The following is a 17240-nucleotide window of genomic DNA, read 5'->3' as shown; positions in this document are numbered from 1 at the left end:
TCGTGCGTCAGCACGATCAAGACGTTTTAGCTACGCATTGCCGCCTGCGCACAGAAGCAGGACGCAGCTACCATTCGGTCGGCGCGGGCCAACGTCAGGTCAAGCCGTTGTTTGACCTGTAGGATTTCAACATCTTCCCCGCGGGCTTTGAGACAATCGTACAGCCCCTTCAGGCTCCACACGTTGTCGGGATGGATCGAAGCGCGGCTGAGCGAGCCGCCAAGGCCAAGATCTTCGCGATAGACGGCCTCCGCTTCCGCCGCATGACCTTGTTCGAACAGCAACGCGCCAAGCGCGTGGCGGGTGGGCTGCATCCATCCCCAGGGTTCGTCATAGGGCAAGGTATCGTCCAGCTCGACCGAGCGGCGCAGATGGGCAAACGCGATTTCAAACTTGCCCTTGCGGTACTCGATCTCACCACGCAGCATTTCCCGCGCAATTTCCAGCAGGTCAATCACACGGTTGTTGTGCAGCCTACGTGTTTCCGGAACGCATTCTTTGGCGGCAAGAAACAGATTTTCTTCGGCCTCGGCATTGGCGATATCACCGGTTGCTGCATGAGCGATGGCGCGCGCGTAGTGCGTTGTGGCCGTCAGGGTGCGGAACAGGTCTGGGTCTGAGGGCAGTTCCAGCGCCTTGGCCTCGTCCCAGCGGCCAAACCGGATCAGGATGTGAGGGCCCATGGACATGTAGCTTTCGAAGTAATCGGCCATCGGGGGGCTTTCGATGCGCAGCAATACTTCCGGCGTTGTGTCCCACAATGCCTGATTGGCACGTAGGGCCGGTTCCATCTGTCCAAGAAAAAGCGCACCGTATATGGCAAAGTGATAATTGTGCTGTCGATAGCCTGTGTAGATGTTGAACGCGCCTTCGCGCTCGTAATATTTCAGGTCGGCTTCCGAGGCTTTTTCGTTCCAGTGCACAACGTTGTGGTAATGTCCGCAGAGCACATCGATATGTGTCGGCATATGTACCAAGTGGCCTGCATCCGGAACCAATGTGCGCAGGACATCCCCTGCTTTCAGGGCTTTCTCTGGTGTTGGAGACATTTCCATCAGATGAACATAGAGGTGCAGCAGGCCTGGGTGAGACATCGCAGACGGATCGTTTGCCATTGCCCATTCAAGCGCATCCTGCGCTTCCTTCGTTGCCGCGCCCTGGGCGGGTTGGCCCGTTTTCAGATCCCACATCTGCCATGGTGTCAGGTTCAGCAGCGCTTCGACATAAATGGTACGCAAGTCGAGGTGGTCCGGGTGTGCCGCAAATGCCGTGCGCATCGCGTCGGCAAAACCGTGGTCCCATTGGTGCATGTCCTCCACCGGACTACGTTGCGGGTAACGCGCAGGTAGGGCCTGAATCAGGGCCTGTTCGACGGCAGTGCACCTTGCCAGCAGACCAAGGGCTTTCTGCATCGCGTCGTAAGACCGTGCCAACGCTTCTTCCCGACCTCTCTCATCCAGCAGGTCCCACGGGAGGTTGTAGTTTGGTCCGGCGGCATACGCGACACCCCAATAGGCCATCGCGCAATTCGGATCATGCTCGGCCGCGCGTTGAAAACAGACCACCGCCTCTTCGTGATTGTAGCCGTATGTCCAGTTCAGGCCACGGTCAAACCACAGCTGAGCTTCCGGGCTGGAAGTGGAAACCGGGCAGGAATAGTTGCCCAGATCGTAGTAATCGCACATCGCAGTTCCTCCCCTTAAGTTCTGGGTAGGATAGCGTGTTTCACCCGCGATTCACAGGTCAGGCTGGCAGCCGTTCTTCGATGCGACCCATGTGGATCATCAGGCCAAATGCCAGAACGCACATACTCAGAATGCCGATTGTCAAAGGCGCGATGGACCCGTTGAACAGAAGCCCGATCGGCGCGGCGATTGCCGCGGCCATTACTGTTGAGATCGACCCGACAACCGACGCGGCCATGCCTGCGATGTGGCCCATGGGCTCCATGGCAATGGCATTCAGATTGCCGATGGTTACACCAGCCATGAAAAAGACCATCGTCTGCCAGAAGACAAACAGGGCAAATGACATATCGGGTGAAAGGTTCGCCATGTTCAGGATGATGACGACAGACGTGATGGCAATCTGCGCGCCGAAGGCGAATGTGACCATCCGGCGCATCCCGACGCGCACCACCAAAGCTGCGTTCAAAAGGCTGGCCGAACCTGACATCAGGGCGACAAATCCGAACCAGAAGGGAAAGCTGTCGGCCCGATCATGGATCACGTCATAGACCGGCTGCACCATAGTCAGCATGGTGAACAAGATCCCCATGCACAAGGTCTGCACGAAGATAGACAAGCGCACGGTGGGATGGGCGAACATTTCGTTCACGGCCGCAATCATCAGATGCAGACGGAAGGGACGGCGGTTCTCGACGGCCAGGGATTCGGGCAGTCGTGTGCTCATCCACATCACGACGATCAGGGCAAACAGGATGAAGGACATGAATATCCCGCGCCAACCGAAGAGGGCTATAACGCCCGCGCCCAGCATCGGAGCCGCTGCTGGTACCAACGTAAAGATCATCATGGCAATCGAGATGATGCGTGCCATTTCCCGGCCCGAATACAAGTCACGCGTGATGGCCATCGCCACGACACGTGGCCCGGCAGCGCCCAGACCCTGCACAACACGCGCAATCAGTACCAGTTCCAGCGAAGAACTGGCCCAGGCAACAGCCGAAGCCGCAATGTACAAAAGCGCTCCGCAAAACATCACCGGCTTACGCCCCAGCGCATCCGATAGCGGGCCGGTAAAGAATGTACCGATGCCCATTCCCAGAACGAAGGACGTCAGGATCAGTTGGGCGCGATTGACGTCATCAGGGCTGAGCTGCGCGCCGATTTCGGGCAGGGCGGGCAGCATTGAATCGATCGAAAACGCGATAGTGGCGAACATCATTGCGATCAGCGCAATGAATTCCGCCTTCGACATGCGGTTGGCCATGAAGCACTCCTAACCTGTTCGCGCTATCATGGCGGGTCAGGTTAGACCAGACTGGAAATTCGCACAGACCTCTGTGCTATTCTGCAGGATAAGTGTCAAGTTGAGATATAATCTCACTGATCACTTTCTCCCACATTTCAAGCGGTTGAGCACCCGGAACGGCATGTTGATTGGCAACTATGTAGGTCGGGACCGAGCTGACGCCCATTTCACGAGAATGAGTATCGCGGTTGCGAATATCCTCGCGATCAGCGTCGGATTTCAGCAGCTTCATGACCACCGCAGCATCCATTCCGGCACTGTCTGCGATGTCGGACAGGACCTCGGGGTCGCCGATATCGCGGGCCTGAACGAAGTAGGCATCGAACAGCGCATCGACGACAGCATTCTGTTTGCCTTCGATCCCGGCCCAATGGATCAGGCGATGTGCATCCAGAGTATTGGGTGTGCGTTTCATGCCTTCGAAGTCGATCTTCAGACCGGCGTTTTCAGCGTGTTCAACCACGGGCGCATAAGCACGTAGGGCACCGTCCTTGCCACCGAACTTGCGTTCCAGATATTCGCGACGATCCATACCTGCGTCCGGCATATCAGGGTTCAACTGAAACGGATGCCATTCGATGACAAAAGGGTGCTGGGGCACATTGGCCAATGCTTTGTCCAGATGCGTTTTGCCGATATAGCACCACGGGCAGATCGGATCAGACAGGATGTCGAGCTTGACGGTCTGGGTCATGTGGCTGGTGCCTCGAAATAGGCCGGCAACGCCCGGCGCAGGAGTTTGCCGTTGCCGCCGGTGGGCAGCGCAGACAGGTGGATGAAGGCGCGCGGTTGTTTATAACGTGCCAGATTGGCCTCGACATAGGCGCGCAGGGCCGCATCGTCCAGCTTTTCCGGGCCGGTATAGAAGGCTGCTATCACAAATGTGTCCGGTTTGACCTCGACCGCGGCCGCGCCGACCTGCGTGATACCGGGAAAACGGGACAGGGCGGCTTCGACCTCGACCGGGGATACGCGGTAGCCTCCGGCATTCATCATGTCGTCGTCCCGGCCCAGATAACTGATCTGGCCGTCCACAGCCATTGCCCCTTGATCTCCGGTCAGGAACCATTCGCCTTGCATCCGGGTTTCAACTTCATCCGGTGCATTGAGGTAGGTCAGCATCAATCCAGGGTCAGACTGATGAATGGCGATGGTGCCTTCTTGCCCCTGCGGCACCGGGCCGTCCGGGCCCAGAATGGCCACGCGACGGCCCGGTTGCGGGTGCCCCAATGCGTCGCCGCGCGCAGGGTGGGCCGGGCTGGAGGATATGAAGGTCGAGCATTCGGACATACCATAGGCTTCGAACAATTCCGTACCGGTGGCGCTTAGCCATTTCTCGTGCAGTGCGCGCGACAGCTTTTCCCCCGCGCATAAACCGTGGCGCAGGTCAGGTAAGCTGATTTGCTCATACTCTTGCACCAATTTGCGAAAGACCCCCGGTGCCGCGGCAAAGATCGTTGCGCAATGCTGGCGGAGCAGAGCGGGCAGGGCGGAGATGTCCGTGCCCGGTTCCGGGATCAAGGCGGTTGCGCCGATGGTCCACGGGTCCATCAGACCGGTGCCAAGTGTATAGGTCCAGTTTAACGCTCCGGCGTGACACAGCCGATCGGACGTGCGTAGACCATACCAACCATCGACCATCAACTGCCGCGCCCAGATTGCCCGATGGGCATGGGCCACGGCGCGCGGACTGCCCGAGGTTCCCGAGGTGTAGACGACATATGCCATGCGCTCGGGGTCGCCCAGGTCATAGCTGGCGGGTGGAATGTCGCGCATGGCCTTTAATGCATCCAATTCGATCTGTCTGGGATGAGGTGCGCATGAGACAGCGGGATCACGAAGAACCGCAGCCGGGGACAGATCGTCGATCATTCTGGCGGTTTCGGGTTCCGTCAGTTGCGACGAAGTCGGCACCGGAATGATACCCACTGAAATCGCGCCCAGATAGGCAATCGGGAATTCCACCGTATTGCCGAGCCGCATCAGAACGGTATCGCCGGGTGTCAGACCTGATTGCAGCAACCCCGCGCCTGTGCCCAACACGGCAGATTGCAGGTCGCGATAGGTCCAGTCCTGCGCGCCGTGGGGCATTAGTACCGACAACGCCACTTTGTCAGGGACCTGATCGGCACGGCCAAGGACATGCGCCGCCAGATTGAACGGTGCGGGGCAGGGCGCGGGCGCCCCCTGATCGAAGACAGATAACATGGCCATTGGCTAACGCGGTGTCTGGCGCGTTGCAAGCGCGGCTGGCCAAGCCTATAGAGAATGGCATGAGCACCCAAGATCCCAAATCCCTGATCCGAATTGCCCGCGATTCCGGCGATCACACCGAAGTTGAACCGCTGGACCTTGGCGCGCGCGTGCGCGAATTGCGAAAAGCGCGGAAATGGACGCTGGAGCAGGCCGCCAGTCAGGCCGGTTTGGCCCGTTCGACGCTCAGCAAGATCGAGAACGGGCAGATGTCACCTACCTATGACGCGCTCAAAAAGCTTGCGGTTGGGTTGGAAATCTCGGTGCCTCAGCTTTTCACACCGCCGCAGCGGGACCAGGTCATCGGACGGATGGCGATTACCCGGATGGGCGAAGGGGCGGCCCACGCGACAACGACCTACGAGCATGAGTTGCTGGCCGAAACCCTGACCAAGAAGCACATGCTGCCCTACCGTGCGCGGGTTCGGGCGCGATCCATGGACGAATTCGACGGCTGGGTGCGCCACGATGGCGAAGAGTTCATGTATGTTCTGACCGGTGTTGTCCGGCTTTATACCGAATTCTATGAGCCGGTTGAAATGCGCAGGGGTGACAGCGCCTATTACGATGGCAGCATGGGCCATAACGTAATCTCCGTCAGTGACGAAGATGCGACAATCCTTTGGGTCACATCACTTGCTTAGCGACGCGCGGCAGAATTCTCTGTTCAGACCTTCGGTGAACAGGAAATCTTCGACCTCTTCATGAGCTTCGTTCATGGTTAACTGGTGACGCTCTGCCAGATAGGCTTCGAACCCTTTACGATCTTTTGATACGCGCATCATGTCCTGGTCACGCAAATTCGGAAAACGCCGCTTTGCACGTGCGTAGGCCGCATTCCAGTCTTGTGTCAGATCCGTCCAGTTCATCATGTATGAGCTTTCCTTATGTAGCGATTAGGACTGCTCTCCCCCTCTTTAGGGTACGTAATGGGTGCCGTTAGGGAAGACATGACAAAATGTCGCAGCATGCCACTGCATTCCTTTTACAAGATTGTGCCTCTGCAATACCTGCCGCAACAGGGCAGCAGGCTTGAAACTGTTGAAAGTACCTGCGGATCAGGAGACCTGTTTGGTACGGAACCGGGTATTCCCGGCGCGCAGGTTGCAAAGGCGACCTCCATCTTTGGGCTATGTCTAAATACCGCGATTCAATGCAGCTTTTAACGTTGACCGAAGCAGGCTGAAGGTGCGTCTCATGGGATCATCCGGCGCCCGATATGGCTTGCATGTGAGGCTGTGACCTGCTGTCGCCAAACGTTTCCCTGAGTGTGATGGCCATGTGCTGAATTCCGCCGACAGGCGTAGTTTTCCGGGGCCAATCGTGCTGGAAGCGAGAAGGAATCGCGTTTTTCAAGGGGTCCGCCAACACCCCGCGGAGAACAGCCGGTGTCGTGCAAAGCCCGGCTGCCCTGATGTTCACGTGATTACCCGGCGTCGTACCACCACACTTCCGGCATGTATTGCGGTCCGTCGCCATAGATTGGCACAGTCTCAGGGAACTTGAGCTCGCGGATGTGGGCAATCCGCCCGACATCAAAACTCCAGATCGGGATGACATAGCGACCGGCTGTCAGAACTCGATCAAGCGCGCGGGTTGCAGCGGTAAAATCTTCAGGTGTTTCCGAGGCGAGCATGGCGTCAATCATAGCATCAACAGCGGGCGAGGCCACGCCCATCAGGTTGCGTGTACCGGGTGTGTCCGCGTTCTCGCTTCCCCAATACAAACGCTGTTCGTTGCCGGGAGACAGTGAAAGAGCACGCCGGAAAGGCGTAACATCAAAATCCAGCTCTCCGGTGCGCCCGACATACTGCGCGTTGTCAACCTGTTCCGTTGTGATCTGAATGCCAAGTCGTTCAAGCGCGCGGGAATAAATCTCGACCACCGACGCCATCTCGCTATCCCCCTGCTGTAGCAAGACCGTCATTTTGAACGGATCACCATTCGTGTTGTGCAGAACCCCGTCCTGAACGGTCCAACCCGCTTCGGTCAACAGTTTGGTGGCTTTGCGAATATTTGCGCGGTTGCGGGCTGAACCGTCGCCCTTCGGCAGTTCGTACCCCTCCAGCGTGCCGGGGATCAGATCCGAGGCAAAGGGTTCCAGCAGGGCTTTTACCTGCCCTTGGGCCGGTCCGGGCTGCATGGCCAGCTCTGAGCCTGAAAAGTAGGACGTAATCCGTGGCTGCGCCCCACCAGTGATCGTGTCGTTGATGAACTCGAAATTGAAGGCCAGCGTCAGGGCCTCGCGAACGCGCCAGTCGTCGAACGGGGCCTTGCGGGTGTTCATCACGAACCCGGTCATGCCTGACGGTTTGCCATGCGGGATCTCGGTCTTGATGACATCGCCGCGCTGAACGGCGGGGAAGCTGTATTGCGTGTCCCATTTGTCGCCGTTGAACTCACGCACCGCTGATAGCTCACCGGCTTTGAAGGCTTCGAACAGGACGCTGCCGTCGCCGTAGAACTCGATCCGCATTTCATCCAGATTCATGGTGCCGCGACGGAACGGGATATCCTGCCCCCAATATTCGGGGTTGCGACGAAGGTTCACATAGCGCCCCGCCTCATAGCTTTCGATCACATAAGGGCCGGTGCCGATTGGGACATCGTGCAAAGCGGCGTCGGCAAATTCCTTGTCCTGCCACTGCGCCTTTTGCAGGATCGGACGCATCCCTGCGAGAAGGGCAAGTTCGCGATCCGGCACGTTGAAAGTAATCCGAACCGAACGCGGGCCAGTCTGTTCGATCCTGTCGATCTTGTCCCAAAAACCGCGATAGCGCAGATGCCCCTGAGTACCGAGCGTATCGTATGACCAGATCACGTCGTCAATCGTGACCGGGGTGCCGTCAGAAAAACGGGCCTCTTCCCGTAGGGTAAATTCAACCCACGACCGGTCCGGAGCCGTCTCAACTGATTCGGCTAACAGCCCGTAAAGTGTGAAAGGTTCGTCCCAGGATCGCCCCATCAGGCTTTCATGGGTCCAAAAAGGCAATTGCCAGGGCGAGGTGCCTTTTTGCAAAAACGGGTTCAGGCTGTTATAGCCGCCGGTATTTCCGAAAACGACTTTACCGCCTTTGGGCGCATCGGGGTTGGCATAGGGTAGGGACACAAAATCCGGTGGTAGGGCCGGGTCCCCATACATAGCTATGCCATGAGACGATTCTGCATGGGCGACAGAGATCATGAAAATGCTGGCGATTCCCGCCACAAGTGGTCGAAACGGTCGGAGAAAATCCGGGCTCATTTTGGAAACAATCCTGCTCTGGCCTTATTTTGTTGGGATTCACCGTAGTGATGATTTTTCATATTATCAAACTTTTAGCTTGGACGAAGGCGTGGAATTGCTTATAAAGGATGCACTGCTCGATAGGTTTCTTGCCTGTATGAAACCTGCCTCAATAACTTAACGCCCGCTTCGTGCGGGCGTTTTTTTTGGCTGCTTGAGAAGTGTCAGGCTGGGATTTCGGACCGGTGTGTTTCCCCGTTTTCTTTGCAGGTGCAGCATGGCATTGTGCACCAAATCATTGCATCAGGGAGAACGGTCATGAGCCTTTCCGGCAAAACAGCAATCATCACGGGATCTAATTCTGGCATCGGTCTGGGGGTCGCGCGCGAGCTGGCGAAGGCCGGAGCGGATGTCGTCCTGAATTCCTTTACGGACCGTGACGAAGATCACGCGCTGGCCGCTGAGATTGCCAAAGAGACCGGAACCAAAGCACGTTACATCAAGGCGGACATGTCAAAAGGTGACGAGTGCCGCGCGCTGATTGAACAGGCCGGATCTTGCGACATTCTCGTGAACAACGCGGGCATTCAACATGTATCCCCGATCGATCAGTTCCCGGTGGATAAATGGGATGCGATTATCGCGATCAACATGAACTCGGCCTTTCACACGACCGCTGCCGCGCTGCCGATGATGCGCAAGGCGGGATGGGGTAGGATAGTGAATATTGCATCGGCTCACGGCCTGACGGCGTCGCCGTTCAAGGCAGCCTATGTTGCCGCCAAGCACGGGGTGGTGGGGATGACCAAGACCGTTGCACTGGAAACCGCGCAAGAACCGATCACCTGCAACGCTATTTGCCCGGGCTATGTGCTGACGCCTCTGGTCGAGGCCCAGATCCCGAACACAATGAAAGAATATAATATGAGCCGCGAGGAGGTTGTGAAAAACGTGCTTCTGGAACGGCAACCTTCCAAGGAATTCGCCACGGTTGAGCAACTGGGCGGAACAACCATTTTCCTGTGCTCAGACGCGGCGGCGCAGATCACGGGAACCACGGTTTCTGTCGATGGCGGCTGGACCGCCTTGTGATTGGCCTTGGGGGCGCTGCCCCCAAACCCCCGGAGTATTTTTGAAAAGATGAAGGGTGAGGGCTGTGATACGGATCAATCTGGCTTTGCAGGGCGGCGGTGCGCATGGGGCGTTCACCTGGGGTGTGCTTGACCGTCTGCTGGATGAAGAAGACATCGAGGTTGCCGCTATCACCGGAACATCTGCCGGTGCGTTGAATGGTGCGGCGTTTAAATCGGGGATGGTTCATTCAGGACGCGAGGGCGCGCGCGCGCAACTGGATGGGCTTTGGAGGCGTATGGGCGCGATTGGTGACATGCGCATTGCCAATTGGTTTCGCGGGTTGGAACCGGCCGCAATCGCGCAGGCGATGGAATATTCGGTGCCGTTTTCCATTGGTGATGCCTGGTCGCGGATGGTGTCGCCTTATGCCTATGGTCCATTCTACAGCAATCCGCTGGAGCCGGTGGTGGACAGGTTCAATTTTGCGGAAGTTTGCGCCGATGCGGGACCCCGCCTGTTTGTGTGCGCCACCTGTGTGAGAAGCGGTAAGATCCGGGTGTTTACCGGCGAGGAGGTCTCGACAGATGCTATTCTGGCTTCGGCCTGCCTGCCGACACTGTTCAAGGCAGTCGAGATATTTGATCCAAAGACGAACCGGATCGAGGCTTATTGGGATGGCGGATATACTGGTAATCCGGCGCTCTATCCGCTGTTCAACACTGATCTGCCGGATGATGTGGTGATCGTGAATATCAACCCGTTGGAGCGCGACGCGGTGCCGGTCACACCGCAGCAGATCCAGAACCGGATCAACGAGATCAGCTTCAATTCATCCCTGTTTCGCGAATTGCGGGCAATCAGCTTTGTTCAGCGGCTTTTGAAAGAGGGCAAGCTGAAGGCCGGGGACATGAGCCGCGTCCTGGTGCATATGATTGCGGATAACGAGTTGATGAGCAGCCTGTCTGTTGCCACAAAAACCGTGCCCAACCCGGTTATATTGCACAAGCTGAAACAGGCGGGGCGGGCGGCGGCGGATCGTTTTCTGGCCAAGCATAAGAGCGATCTGAGTCAGACCAGTACTGTCGATCTGCCAGCCATGTTCGGTTAATCACTCGGGCGGTTGCGTGGGGTCTTTTTCGTTGGGATAAACGAGCCCGGCCGAAATCACCAGTTTCGCGGCATCCTCAATTGTCATGTCCAGCATAATGACGTCTTCCGCCGGAAAAAACAGCAAAAAGCCCGAGGTCGGGTTGGGGGTGGTCGGAACAAAGACGCTGAGCAGCTCTCCTCCGGTTTCTGCACGTTTGCTGATTTCGCCTTTGGCGGTTGTCGAGACGAACCCAATGGCCCAGATCCCACGGCGGGGGTACTGGATCAGGCAAGCCTTTTCAAAAGAGCGTTCGGTTTGGGCAAATACGGTTTCCGAGATTTGTTTGATCCCGGAATAGATCGAGCGGACGACCGGCATCCGATCTACCACGCTTTCGGCGAACAGGATCAGGGACCGCCCCAGAATTCCTTTGGCGATCCACCCTACGATCACGGTAAAGATCAGGAAGATCACCACACCCACACCGCGCAGGTTGATACCAACGTATTGTTCCGGTTGGAACTGATGAGGCACCAGCGGCAGGACCGCGCTGTCGATCCAACCGACAACAGACCAGATCAGCCAGATCGTCAGCCAGACCGGTGCAATGACAACCAGCCCCGTCAGGAACGACGCGCGCAGCCGTGCCAGCATGCCTGGGCGGCGATGATGCGGTTCTTCGTCGAACGGTGTATTCATCTTGGTTCCGAGTGGTTGTCGGGATTTAGGTAGTCAATCGGTGGCTTTGGCACAATAGGCTTGCGTTATCCCTGTTCTACCAGTGCCCGTGCAATCGCCGCAGCGAGGCGCGCATTGTTGCGCACAAGGGCAATGTTGGCGGTCAGCGAACGGCCTTCGGTCATTTCAAAGATACGTTGCAGCAGATAAGGCGTCACATCTTTTCCGGTAATCCGATGCGCAACTGCATCAGCCTGCGCCTCGGCGATGATGGGGGCCAGTATTTCGGCAGGGATCTGATCCGCGATCGGGATCGGGTTGGCCACAAGCTGCCCGCCGGGCAGGCCCAACGCGCGACGGGTTGCGTGGGCCTTGGCGATAGCTTCTGGCGTGTCCATGCGCAGGGGGGCGGCATAGGGTGATTTTGCAGACCAGAAGGCAGGGAACGCGTCCTGACCATGGGCGATGACGGGCACCCCCAGTGTTTCCAGAACCTCAAGAGTTTTGGCCAGATCGAGGATGGCCTTTGCCCCAGCTGCGACGACGGTGACTGGTGTATGGCCAAGTTCGTGCAGATCAGCCGAGATGTCGAACGTGGTTTCGGCGCCTTGATGCACGCCGCCGATGCCGCCGGTGGCAAATACCTCGATCCCGGCATAATGCGCGGCGATCATGGTGGCGGCGACGGTTGTGGCTCCGGTACCACCGGTCGAGATGCAGGCGGCCATATCCGCGCGCGAGATTTTGGCAACGCCTTGCGCCTGACCCAGCCATTGCAACTGGTCAGGCTCGAGCCCCACGTGCAATTTGCCTTCAATCACCGCCATGGTCGCCGGAACCGCCCCCGCATCGCGGATGTCCTGTTCGACCTGCGCTGCAACTTCGACGTTTTGCGGGTAGGGCATGCCATGGGTGATGATGGTGCTTTCCAGCGCAACGATGGGATGACCCGCGTCCTTGGCGGCGCGGACCTCGGCTGAATATTGAATGTCAATCACAGTGGGGTTTCTCCGGAAACGTAGGTTGCTGCGGCATGCAGAGCGCGGGTCAGAGCCTCATCACTCGATGCGCCGCCGGATTCTGAGGCGATATGAGCCGCCATGAAGGTATCCCCGGCGCCGGTCACACGGGTGACCAGAACGGAGGGGGGTGTTTGGGTCAGAATTTCGTCCGAACTGCCGATCGTGGCCGAGCTGCCGCCATCGGTGACCAGCACGCGCAGTGCGCCACGATCCAGAAGGCCCTTTGCGGCAGATTCAGAATCGGTGAATTCACGCTGGCACAATATTCCTGCTTCTTCGAGGTTCACATAAAGCGTGGCGCGGGCATGTTTCAGGAAGGGCAACAGGCGCTCGGCCTTACCGGGCGAGGCCGGGGCAACACGCAGATCGGCACGGGCAAATGCAGGGCTTTGGGCGATTTCTTCCAGCAGGTTCAGGGTCAGGTTGCCGTCAAGCGCAATGGGCCCCTCAAAGGGCGTGTTTTCATAGCCAAGCGGGCCGTGCATCAGCGGACGCAGTATTTTAGCGCCAGCGGCTTCCAGCGAATGCGCGTCGGCAATGGCCGCGATCAACCCGTTGGCACCTTCGACGGCCATATATCGGTCGGTCGGCAGGTCCTGCGATCGATAGATGTGATCCGTGATCATACCGAGGCGGGAACAGGCATGAATCAGCTCGTCGCCCTCGGGGTCGCGGCCAATGGCGGTCAGCAGGGTTGGCGTCATACCAAAACGCACCAGCGTCATGGCTATGTTCATCGCAACACCACCCGGCAGGCGGGTAATCCGGCCAGGCACGTCCGAGCCTTGCCGCATGGCACTGGCCGATCGTCCGATCACGTCCCACAGGACCGAACCGATACACAGGATATTACTGTTCTGAGTCATAAAGGACGTCATGCCGCAGCGGTGATGCCCATGCAAGTCAGAACGTTACCGCAATCAGAGATTTACGGTGCACAGGTCCGATATGCCCTTTGGGCTTGCGATCTGCGGCCTTCGCGGGAACAATCGAAACCAATGATTGGTGATTTGATTTTCCTGTTGGAGCTTTTCGTATGAATGGCCCTGTTTTCCGCGCCATCTTTCGAACCCTCAAAACCTGTGCCCTAAGTTTTTTTGTTCTTGTAGCTTTGCATCCCGGATCCGGCAGAGCGCAATCCGCCCCGCCGACCGTCGTTGATTTCTGGGTCAAGTCCGACACTTTGTTTCTAGAGTTGAAATGGAATGCCGAGGCTATATTAACCGGGAACAATCCCGCGCAGCCCGCTGCGTTTTCCGACGATCCAAACTACAAATCCTTGCGGCGACTGGTTTCCTCTGAGCTGGAACCCCAGATCAGAGAGTTCGTTCAGCTCTGGAAACATAATCTTATCGTGGAGGCACCAGAGCGATTGAGTTTATCTTATGAAGGTGTGCGTATTCCTGTTGTGGGAGAAACGGAGAAAGTGCGGGTTTCCAAACTGTTACTGACTGCTCCTTTGCCCGATCAGGCGTCAAACCTGCGTCTGATCTGGCCGTCAGAAAGCGGAGCCATCGTTCTGCGACAGCAAAATGTCGCGGCGCCATACACCGGGTATTTGGCTGCCGGTGAAGCCAGCCCGCTGATCCCCTTGCAAGGCGGGGCGTCTCTGACAACGCAACAAACATTGCAGACATATTTCACAAAAGGGGTCGATCAGTTTCTCCGAAACCCAATTAAGCCATCCATTCTTGTTTTGGCGCTAGTGTTTCTGTCTTTGAAATTGCGCCCAGTGGTATCTCAACTGGTGTTCCTGTCAGCGGGCGCTCTGATCGGGCTTGGGCTGGGTTTGTATGGCGTATTGGATGCAGGAAAAGTGAGAGAGGCCCCGGTTCTGGTGGCTTCGACCATCGTTCTGGCGCTGTGGAACCTGGTTGCCCGGCGATTGCAGGTCTGGCGTTTGCTGGCCGTTCTCGCCATTGGCGGTCTTCAAGGTCTGGTATTTGCCTCGGCCCTGATCGGCATCGGGGTGCCGCCAGATCATCTGCCCCCGGCCATCTTGGGCTTTGGCGCCGGGAATATTCTGCCGCTTTTTGCCGTGGCCCTTGCCGGGCTTGCTCTGGCGCTTTTGTTTTCTGGCGGCTCACACCGTATACGAGGCCGGGTATCGGTTCTGGCCTCGATGCTGATTGCAGGTGCCGGGGTCTACTGGATAGTCGAGCCTTGGGTGCAGGGTTAAGGCAACGCGGCCAGCAGCATTTTCAGTGCGCCAAGCGGATCGTCACTGCCCCAGATCTCATCGCCGATGCCAAAGAAATCGGTGCAGGGGGCCAGATCGCGGATCAATTCGGGCGTCAACCCACCTTCGGCCACAACCGGAACCTCGATCATCTCGGACCACCATTGGAACAGGTCCTTTTCGGCGCGGGTCCCGTCCCTCAGTTTGGCCGAGCCGACAGGACCGAAGGCCACATAATCCGCTCCGTTTTCACCAGCAGTCATGCCATCATGGCTGGACGCGCCGCAAAAGCTTCCGACGATTGCATCGGCGCCCAGTTCCTTGCGCGCGGTGCGGACCGAGCGTGCAGCATCATCCAGGTGCACCCCGTCCAGCCCCAGACGCTGCGCCAGCAATACATGGTTCGAGATCACGATGGCCACGTCGCGCGAATGGGCGACTTCGCGACAAGCGTCCGCTGCACGGGCGATGGTATCTTCGTCGCTTCCGGCCAACGCGAGGCGGATACAGGCAATCTCGACCCCGTCCAGCACAGTCGCCAGCTTGTTCGTGAACGTGCTCAACTCGATGGTCGGAGGCGTGATCAGGTAAATCTGCGGCTGCTCGGGGGTGTCCATGGGCGCGTCCTTCGGCTTTCAGTCTTTGGCGCGGTTTAGCGGATTGCGGCTGGGAAGCAAACTTTTATGGATCAGAGCCTGCAAATAACGCCCCTGCGCCTTGCCCTGCAAGAGCCTGCCAATTACAGCAGGCCAAGTTTTCTTAAGGTGAGCCATGCCCAGCGACAAACCCCAGCCTTCCTTCGTGCTTGTGCGCCCGCAAATGGGTGAAAACATCGGTGCTGCTGCGCGGGCGATGTGGAACTTTGGGCTTGACCGGATGCGTATCGTGGCCCCGCGTGACGGCTGGCCGAACCCCAAAGCGGTGGCAATGTCCAGCGGCGCAGGGCGCTTGCTGGATGAGGCGCAGCTGTTTGACGACTTGGCCGGGTCGCTGGCCGACAGCACGTTTGTCTTCGCCACGACAGCCCGTCAGCGGGGCTTGACCAAACCTGTCTACAGCCCAGAACACGCAATGAAGATTGCCGCCGGAAAGATCGCGGCAGGCGAGAAGGTTACCGTTCTGTTCGGCCCTGAACGCGCGGGGCTAGAGAATGAAGACATCGCCAAGGCCAACGCGATCATCTCGGTGCCGGTGAACCCGGAATATGCCTCGCTGAACCTTGGTCAATGCGTATTGCTGACCGCCTATGAGTGGATGCGCCAGACCGGGGATGTAGTGCATGAGTCGACCGACCTGGGCAAAGGCGACTGGGCCACGGGGATCGAAGTCGAAAAACTTGTCGAGCATTACGAGGACAGGCTGGAGGAGGCGGGGTTCTTCTACCCTCCCGAAAAGGCCGAAGGGATGAAGGTTAACCTGCGCAACCTGTGGTCGCGGATGCGAATGACGCGGGCCGATGTGCAGATGTTGCACGGGATCATGCGGCAGATGGTCCGCTGGAAGGATAAAGGCTGAGGCTGGACCTATCTTCACCCAAGCCCTAGCTTGCGACGAAATCAGGACATGAGGACAGCATGAGCGGTAAGCGCAGCATCTTCGAAGAGGTCACGGACACCGAAAAACAACAGGCGGTTCAACCCGGTATGATCGACCGGGGGCGCGGCGGCGCGCGCAATACTATCCGCGTCTGGCTGATGATCCTGTTTGCTCTGGTTGTTGTGATGATCGCGGTTGGCGGCTTGACGCGCCTGACCGACAGCGGCCTGTCGATCACCGAATGGCGACCGATCACCGGAGCTTTGCCACCGATGACCGAGACAGCCTGGCAGGCAGAGTTCGACAAGTACAAGCAGATTGACCAATGGCGCATCCAGAACCAGTGGATGGAGCTGGGTGATTTCAAATCCATCTATTGGTGGGAGTGGGGCCATCGTCAGTTGGGTCGCATGATCGGTCTGGTCTGGGCCGTTGGATTTCTGACCTTTCTTCTCACCCGCAAGATCCCGACAGGGTGGACGGGAAAGCTGATCGTTCCGGGTCTTCTTGGCGGTCTGCAGGGCGCTGTTGGTTGGTGGATGGTGGCTTCGGGTGTCACTCAGGGTGAAGGCATGACGGCCGTCGCAAGTTACCGTCTGGCAACACACTTGGGGCTGGCTTTTGTGATCCTGGGATTTTTGGCCTGGTACATCTTTGAACTGGGCCGCGAAGAACGCGACCTGATGCAGGCGCGCCGCGCGAAAGAGGCCAAACTGTTCTCACTGTCCACCGGTCTGATGCATTTCGCCTTTTTACAAATACTCATCGGCGCGCTGGTTGCTGGGATTGACGCCGGGCGGTCTTACACCGACTGGCCGCTGATGGGGGGGCAATTGCTTCCACCGGATGCGACTATGTTGGAACCGATGTGGCGAAACTTCTTTGAAAGCCCCGGTCTGGTACAGTTCATCCACCGGTGTGTAGGGTATCTGCTGTTCATCTTCGCTGTTGTCGTCTGGCGACGTGGCAGCGGCAGCGCGCATCCGCAGACGCGTTTTGCCTTCAACGCTGCTTTCGCCGCGCTTTCGTTACAGGTCGTCGTCGGCATCGTGACCGTGGTTTACGGCGCGCCATGGCAGGTCGCTATCTTCCACCAGTTTATGGCCGTCATCGTTTGGACGCTGATCCTGCGCGCGCGGTTCCTCACGGCTTATCCAATCGCAACATCTGTGCGCGGAGTTTAAAATT

The 17240-nt window shown here is 57.9% G+C and carries 17 protein-coding genes; 7 read left to right on the top strand and 10 right to left on the bottom strand.

What is annotated here, in order from left to right; all coding sequences use genetic code 11:
• Positions 1 to 26: 26 nt before the first annotated feature.
• The 4 genes from ACR0BZ_RS05250 to ACR0BZ_RS05235 all read right to left on the bottom strand — a co-directional run bounded on the left by ACR0BZ_RS05250 (position 27) and on the right by ACR0BZ_RS05235 (position 5202).
• Positions 27 to 1685, bottom strand: coding sequence for a tetratricopeptide repeat protein (locus tag ACR0BZ_RS05250; protein WP_480919636.1), 1659 nt, complete (start codon positions 1683 to 1685; stop codon positions 27 to 29).
• A gap of 58 nt (positions 1686 to 1743) precedes the next feature.
• Positions 1744 to 2952 (bottom strand): multidrug effflux MFS transporter, encoded by a 1209-nt coding sequence (locus tag ACR0BZ_RS05245; protein ID WP_480919635.1) that lies wholly within the window; start codon positions 2950 to 2952, stop codon positions 1744 to 1746.
• Between the two features lie 76 nt (positions 2953 to 3028).
• Complete coding sequence (locus tag ACR0BZ_RS05240; RefSeq protein ID WP_480919634.1) at positions 3029 to 3688, bottom strand: DsbA family oxidoreductase; 660 nt, start codon at positions 3686 to 3688, stop codon at positions 3029 to 3031.
• Positions 3685 to 5202 (bottom strand): class I adenylate-forming enzyme family protein, encoded by a 1518-nt coding sequence (locus ACR0BZ_RS05235; RefSeq protein WP_480919633.1) that lies wholly within the window; start codon positions 5200 to 5202, stop codon positions 3685 to 3687. The genes ACR0BZ_RS05240 and ACR0BZ_RS05235 overlap by 4 nt, the downstream gene beginning before the upstream one ends.
• 65 nt (positions 5203 to 5267) lie before the next feature.
• On the opposite strand from ACR0BZ_RS05235, the gene ACR0BZ_RS05230 reads away from it, so the two are divergent.
• A complete protein-coding gene (locus ACR0BZ_RS05230) occupies positions 5268 to 5891 on the top strand; it encodes a helix-turn-helix domain-containing protein (protein ID WP_209503779.1) in 624 nt (207 codons plus the stop codon).
• Here the strand turns inward: ACR0BZ_RS05230 and ACR0BZ_RS05225 are convergent.
• Positions 5880 to 6119 (bottom strand): hypothetical protein, encoded by a 240-nt coding sequence (locus ACR0BZ_RS05225; protein WP_209503780.1) that lies wholly within the window; start codon positions 6117 to 6119, stop codon positions 5880 to 5882. The genes ACR0BZ_RS05230 and ACR0BZ_RS05225 overlap by 12 nt on opposite strands.
• Positions 6120 to 6673: 554 nt before the next feature.
• A complete protein-coding gene (locus ACR0BZ_RS05220) occupies positions 6674 to 8491 on the bottom strand; it encodes an extracellular solute-binding protein (protein ID WP_480919632.1) in 1818 nt (605 codons plus the stop codon).
• On the opposite strand from ACR0BZ_RS05220, the gene ACR0BZ_RS05215 reads away from it, so the two are divergent.
• The 3 genes from ACR0BZ_RS05215 to ACR0BZ_RS05205 all read left to right on the top strand — a co-directional run bounded on the left by ACR0BZ_RS05215 (position 8430) and on the right by ACR0BZ_RS05205 (position 10655).
• Entirely contained in the window at positions 8430 to 8654 is a 225-nt protein-coding gene (locus ACR0BZ_RS05215; RefSeq protein WP_209599589.1) for a hypothetical protein, read from the top strand. The two genes, ACR0BZ_RS05220 and ACR0BZ_RS05215, sit on opposite strands and share 62 nt — an antisense overlap.
• Before the next feature lie 137 nt (positions 8655 to 8791).
• Entirely contained in the window at positions 8792 to 9565 is a 774-nt protein-coding gene (locus ACR0BZ_RS05210; RefSeq protein ID WP_480919631.1) for a 3-hydroxybutyrate dehydrogenase, read from the top strand.
• Positions 9566 to 9629: 64 nt separating this feature from the next.
• Positions 9630 to 10655 carry a patatin-like phospholipase family protein gene (locus tag ACR0BZ_RS05205; protein ID WP_480919751.1) on the top strand — a complete coding sequence of 342 codons (1026 nt, stop codon included), beginning with the start codon at positions 9630 to 9632 and terminating at the stop codon, positions 10653 to 10655.
• On the opposite strand, the gene ACR0BZ_RS05200 is transcribed toward ACR0BZ_RS05205, so the two are convergent.
• From ACR0BZ_RS05200 to ACR0BZ_RS05190, 3 genes are all read right to left on the bottom strand, one after another.
• Positions 10656 to 11336 (bottom strand): DUF502 domain-containing protein, encoded by a 681-nt coding sequence (locus tag ACR0BZ_RS05200; protein ID WP_480919630.1) that lies wholly within the window; start codon positions 11334 to 11336, stop codon positions 10656 to 10658.
• A gap of 65 nt (positions 11337 to 11401) precedes the next feature.
• Complete coding sequence (locus ACR0BZ_RS05195; RefSeq protein ID WP_480919629.1) at positions 11402 to 12313, bottom strand: pseudouridine-5'-phosphate glycosidase; 912 nt, start codon at positions 12311 to 12313, stop codon at positions 11402 to 11404.
• A complete protein-coding gene (locus ACR0BZ_RS05190; protein ID WP_267365241.1) occupies positions 12310 to 13203 on the bottom strand; it encodes a PfkB family carbohydrate kinase in 894 nt (297 codons plus the stop codon). Before ACR0BZ_RS05190 ends, ACR0BZ_RS05195 begins: the two co-directional genes overlap by 4 nt.
• 170 nt (positions 13204 to 13373) lie before the next feature.
• Here ACR0BZ_RS05190 and ACR0BZ_RS05185 point away from each other — a divergent pair, with 170 nt between their 5' ends.
• Entirely contained in the window at positions 13374 to 14516 is a 1143-nt protein-coding gene (locus tag ACR0BZ_RS05185) for a HupE/UreJ family protein (RefSeq protein ID WP_480919628.1), read from the top strand.
• On the opposite strand, the gene ACR0BZ_RS05180 is transcribed toward ACR0BZ_RS05185, so the two are convergent.
• The gene (locus tag ACR0BZ_RS05180) at positions 14513 to 15133 is read right to left on the bottom strand and encodes a thiamine phosphate synthase (RefSeq protein ID WP_480564552.1); all 621 of its coding nucleotides are present in this window, start codon (positions 15131 to 15133) and stop codon (positions 14513 to 14515) included. The two genes, ACR0BZ_RS05185 and ACR0BZ_RS05180, sit on opposite strands and share 4 nt — an antisense overlap.
• Positions 15134 to 15287: 154 nt before the next feature.
• Here ACR0BZ_RS05180 and ACR0BZ_RS05175 point away from each other — a divergent pair, with 154 nt between their 5' ends.
• Positions 15288 to 16031, top strand: coding sequence for an RNA methyltransferase (locus tag ACR0BZ_RS05175; protein ID WP_480480728.1), 744 nt, complete (start codon positions 15288 to 15290; stop codon positions 16029 to 16031).
• A 59-nt stretch (positions 16032 to 16090) separates the two neighbouring features.
• Positions 16091 to 17236 carry a heme A synthase gene (gene ctaA, locus ACR0BZ_RS05170; RefSeq protein ID WP_480919627.1) on the top strand — a complete coding sequence of 382 codons (1146 nt, stop codon included), beginning with the start codon at positions 16091 to 16093 and terminating at the stop codon, positions 17234 to 17236.
• Positions 17237 to 17240: the final 4 nt, after the last annotated feature.

Source organism: Ruegeria sp. P8, assembly GCF_056534665.1.
This window is presented reverse-complemented; position numbering and strand designations above follow the sequence as displayed.

Coding starts and splice junctions, on each gene's coding strand:
- ACR0BZ_RS05250 (WP_480919636.1), bottom strand. CDS start 1,685: ATGTGCGATTACTACGATCTGGGCAACTATTCCTGCCCGGTTTCCACT.
- ACR0BZ_RS05245 (WP_480919635.1), bottom strand. CDS start 2,952: ATGGCCAACCGCATGTCGAAGGCGGAATTCATTGCGCTGATCGCAATG.
- ACR0BZ_RS05240 (WP_480919634.1), bottom strand. CDS start 3,688: ATGACCCAGACCGTCAAGCTCGACATCCTGTCTGATCCGATCTGCCCG.
- ACR0BZ_RS05235 (WP_480919633.1), bottom strand. CDS start 5,202: ATGTTATCTGTCTTCGATCAGGGGGCGCCCGCGCCCTGCCCCGCACCG.
- ACR0BZ_RS05230 (WP_209503779.1), top strand. CDS start 5,268: ATGAGCACCCAAGATCCCAAATCCCTGATCCGAATTGCCCGCGATTCC.
- ACR0BZ_RS05225 (WP_209503780.1), bottom strand. CDS start 6,119: ATGATGAACTGGACGGATCTGACACAAGACTGGAATGCGGCCTACGCA.
- ACR0BZ_RS05215 (WP_209599589.1), top strand. CDS start 8,430: ATGAAAATGCTGGCGATTCCCGCCACAAGTGGTCGAAACGGTCGGAGA.
- ACR0BZ_RS05220 (WP_480919632.1), bottom strand. CDS start 8,491: ATGAGCCCGGATTTTCTCCGACCGTTTCGACCACTTGTGGCGGGAATC.
- ACR0BZ_RS05210 (WP_480919631.1), top strand. CDS start 8,792: ATGAGCCTTTCCGGCAAAACAGCAATCATCACGGGATCTAATTCTGGC.
- ACR0BZ_RS05200 (WP_480919630.1), bottom strand. CDS start 11,336: ATGAATACACCGTTCGACGAAGAACCGCATCATCGCCGCCCAGGCATG.
- ACR0BZ_RS05190 (WP_267365241.1), bottom strand. CDS start 13,203: ATGACTCAGAACAGTAATATCCTGTGTATCGGTTCGGTCCTGTGGGAC.
- ACR0BZ_RS05185 (WP_480919628.1), top strand. CDS start 13,374: ATGAATGGCCCTGTTTTCCGCGCCATCTTTCGAACCCTCAAAACCTGT.
- ACR0BZ_RS05180 (WP_480564552.1), bottom strand. CDS start 15,133: ATGGACACCCCCGAGCAGCCGCAGATTTACCTGATCACGCCTCCGACC.
- ACR0BZ_RS05175 (WP_480480728.1), top strand. CDS start 15,288: ATGCCCAGCGACAAACCCCAGCCTTCCTTCGTGCTTGTGCGCCCGCAA.
- ctaA (WP_480919627.1), top strand. CDS start 16,091: ATGAGCGGTAAGCGCAGCATCTTCGAAGAGGTCACGGACACCGAAAAA.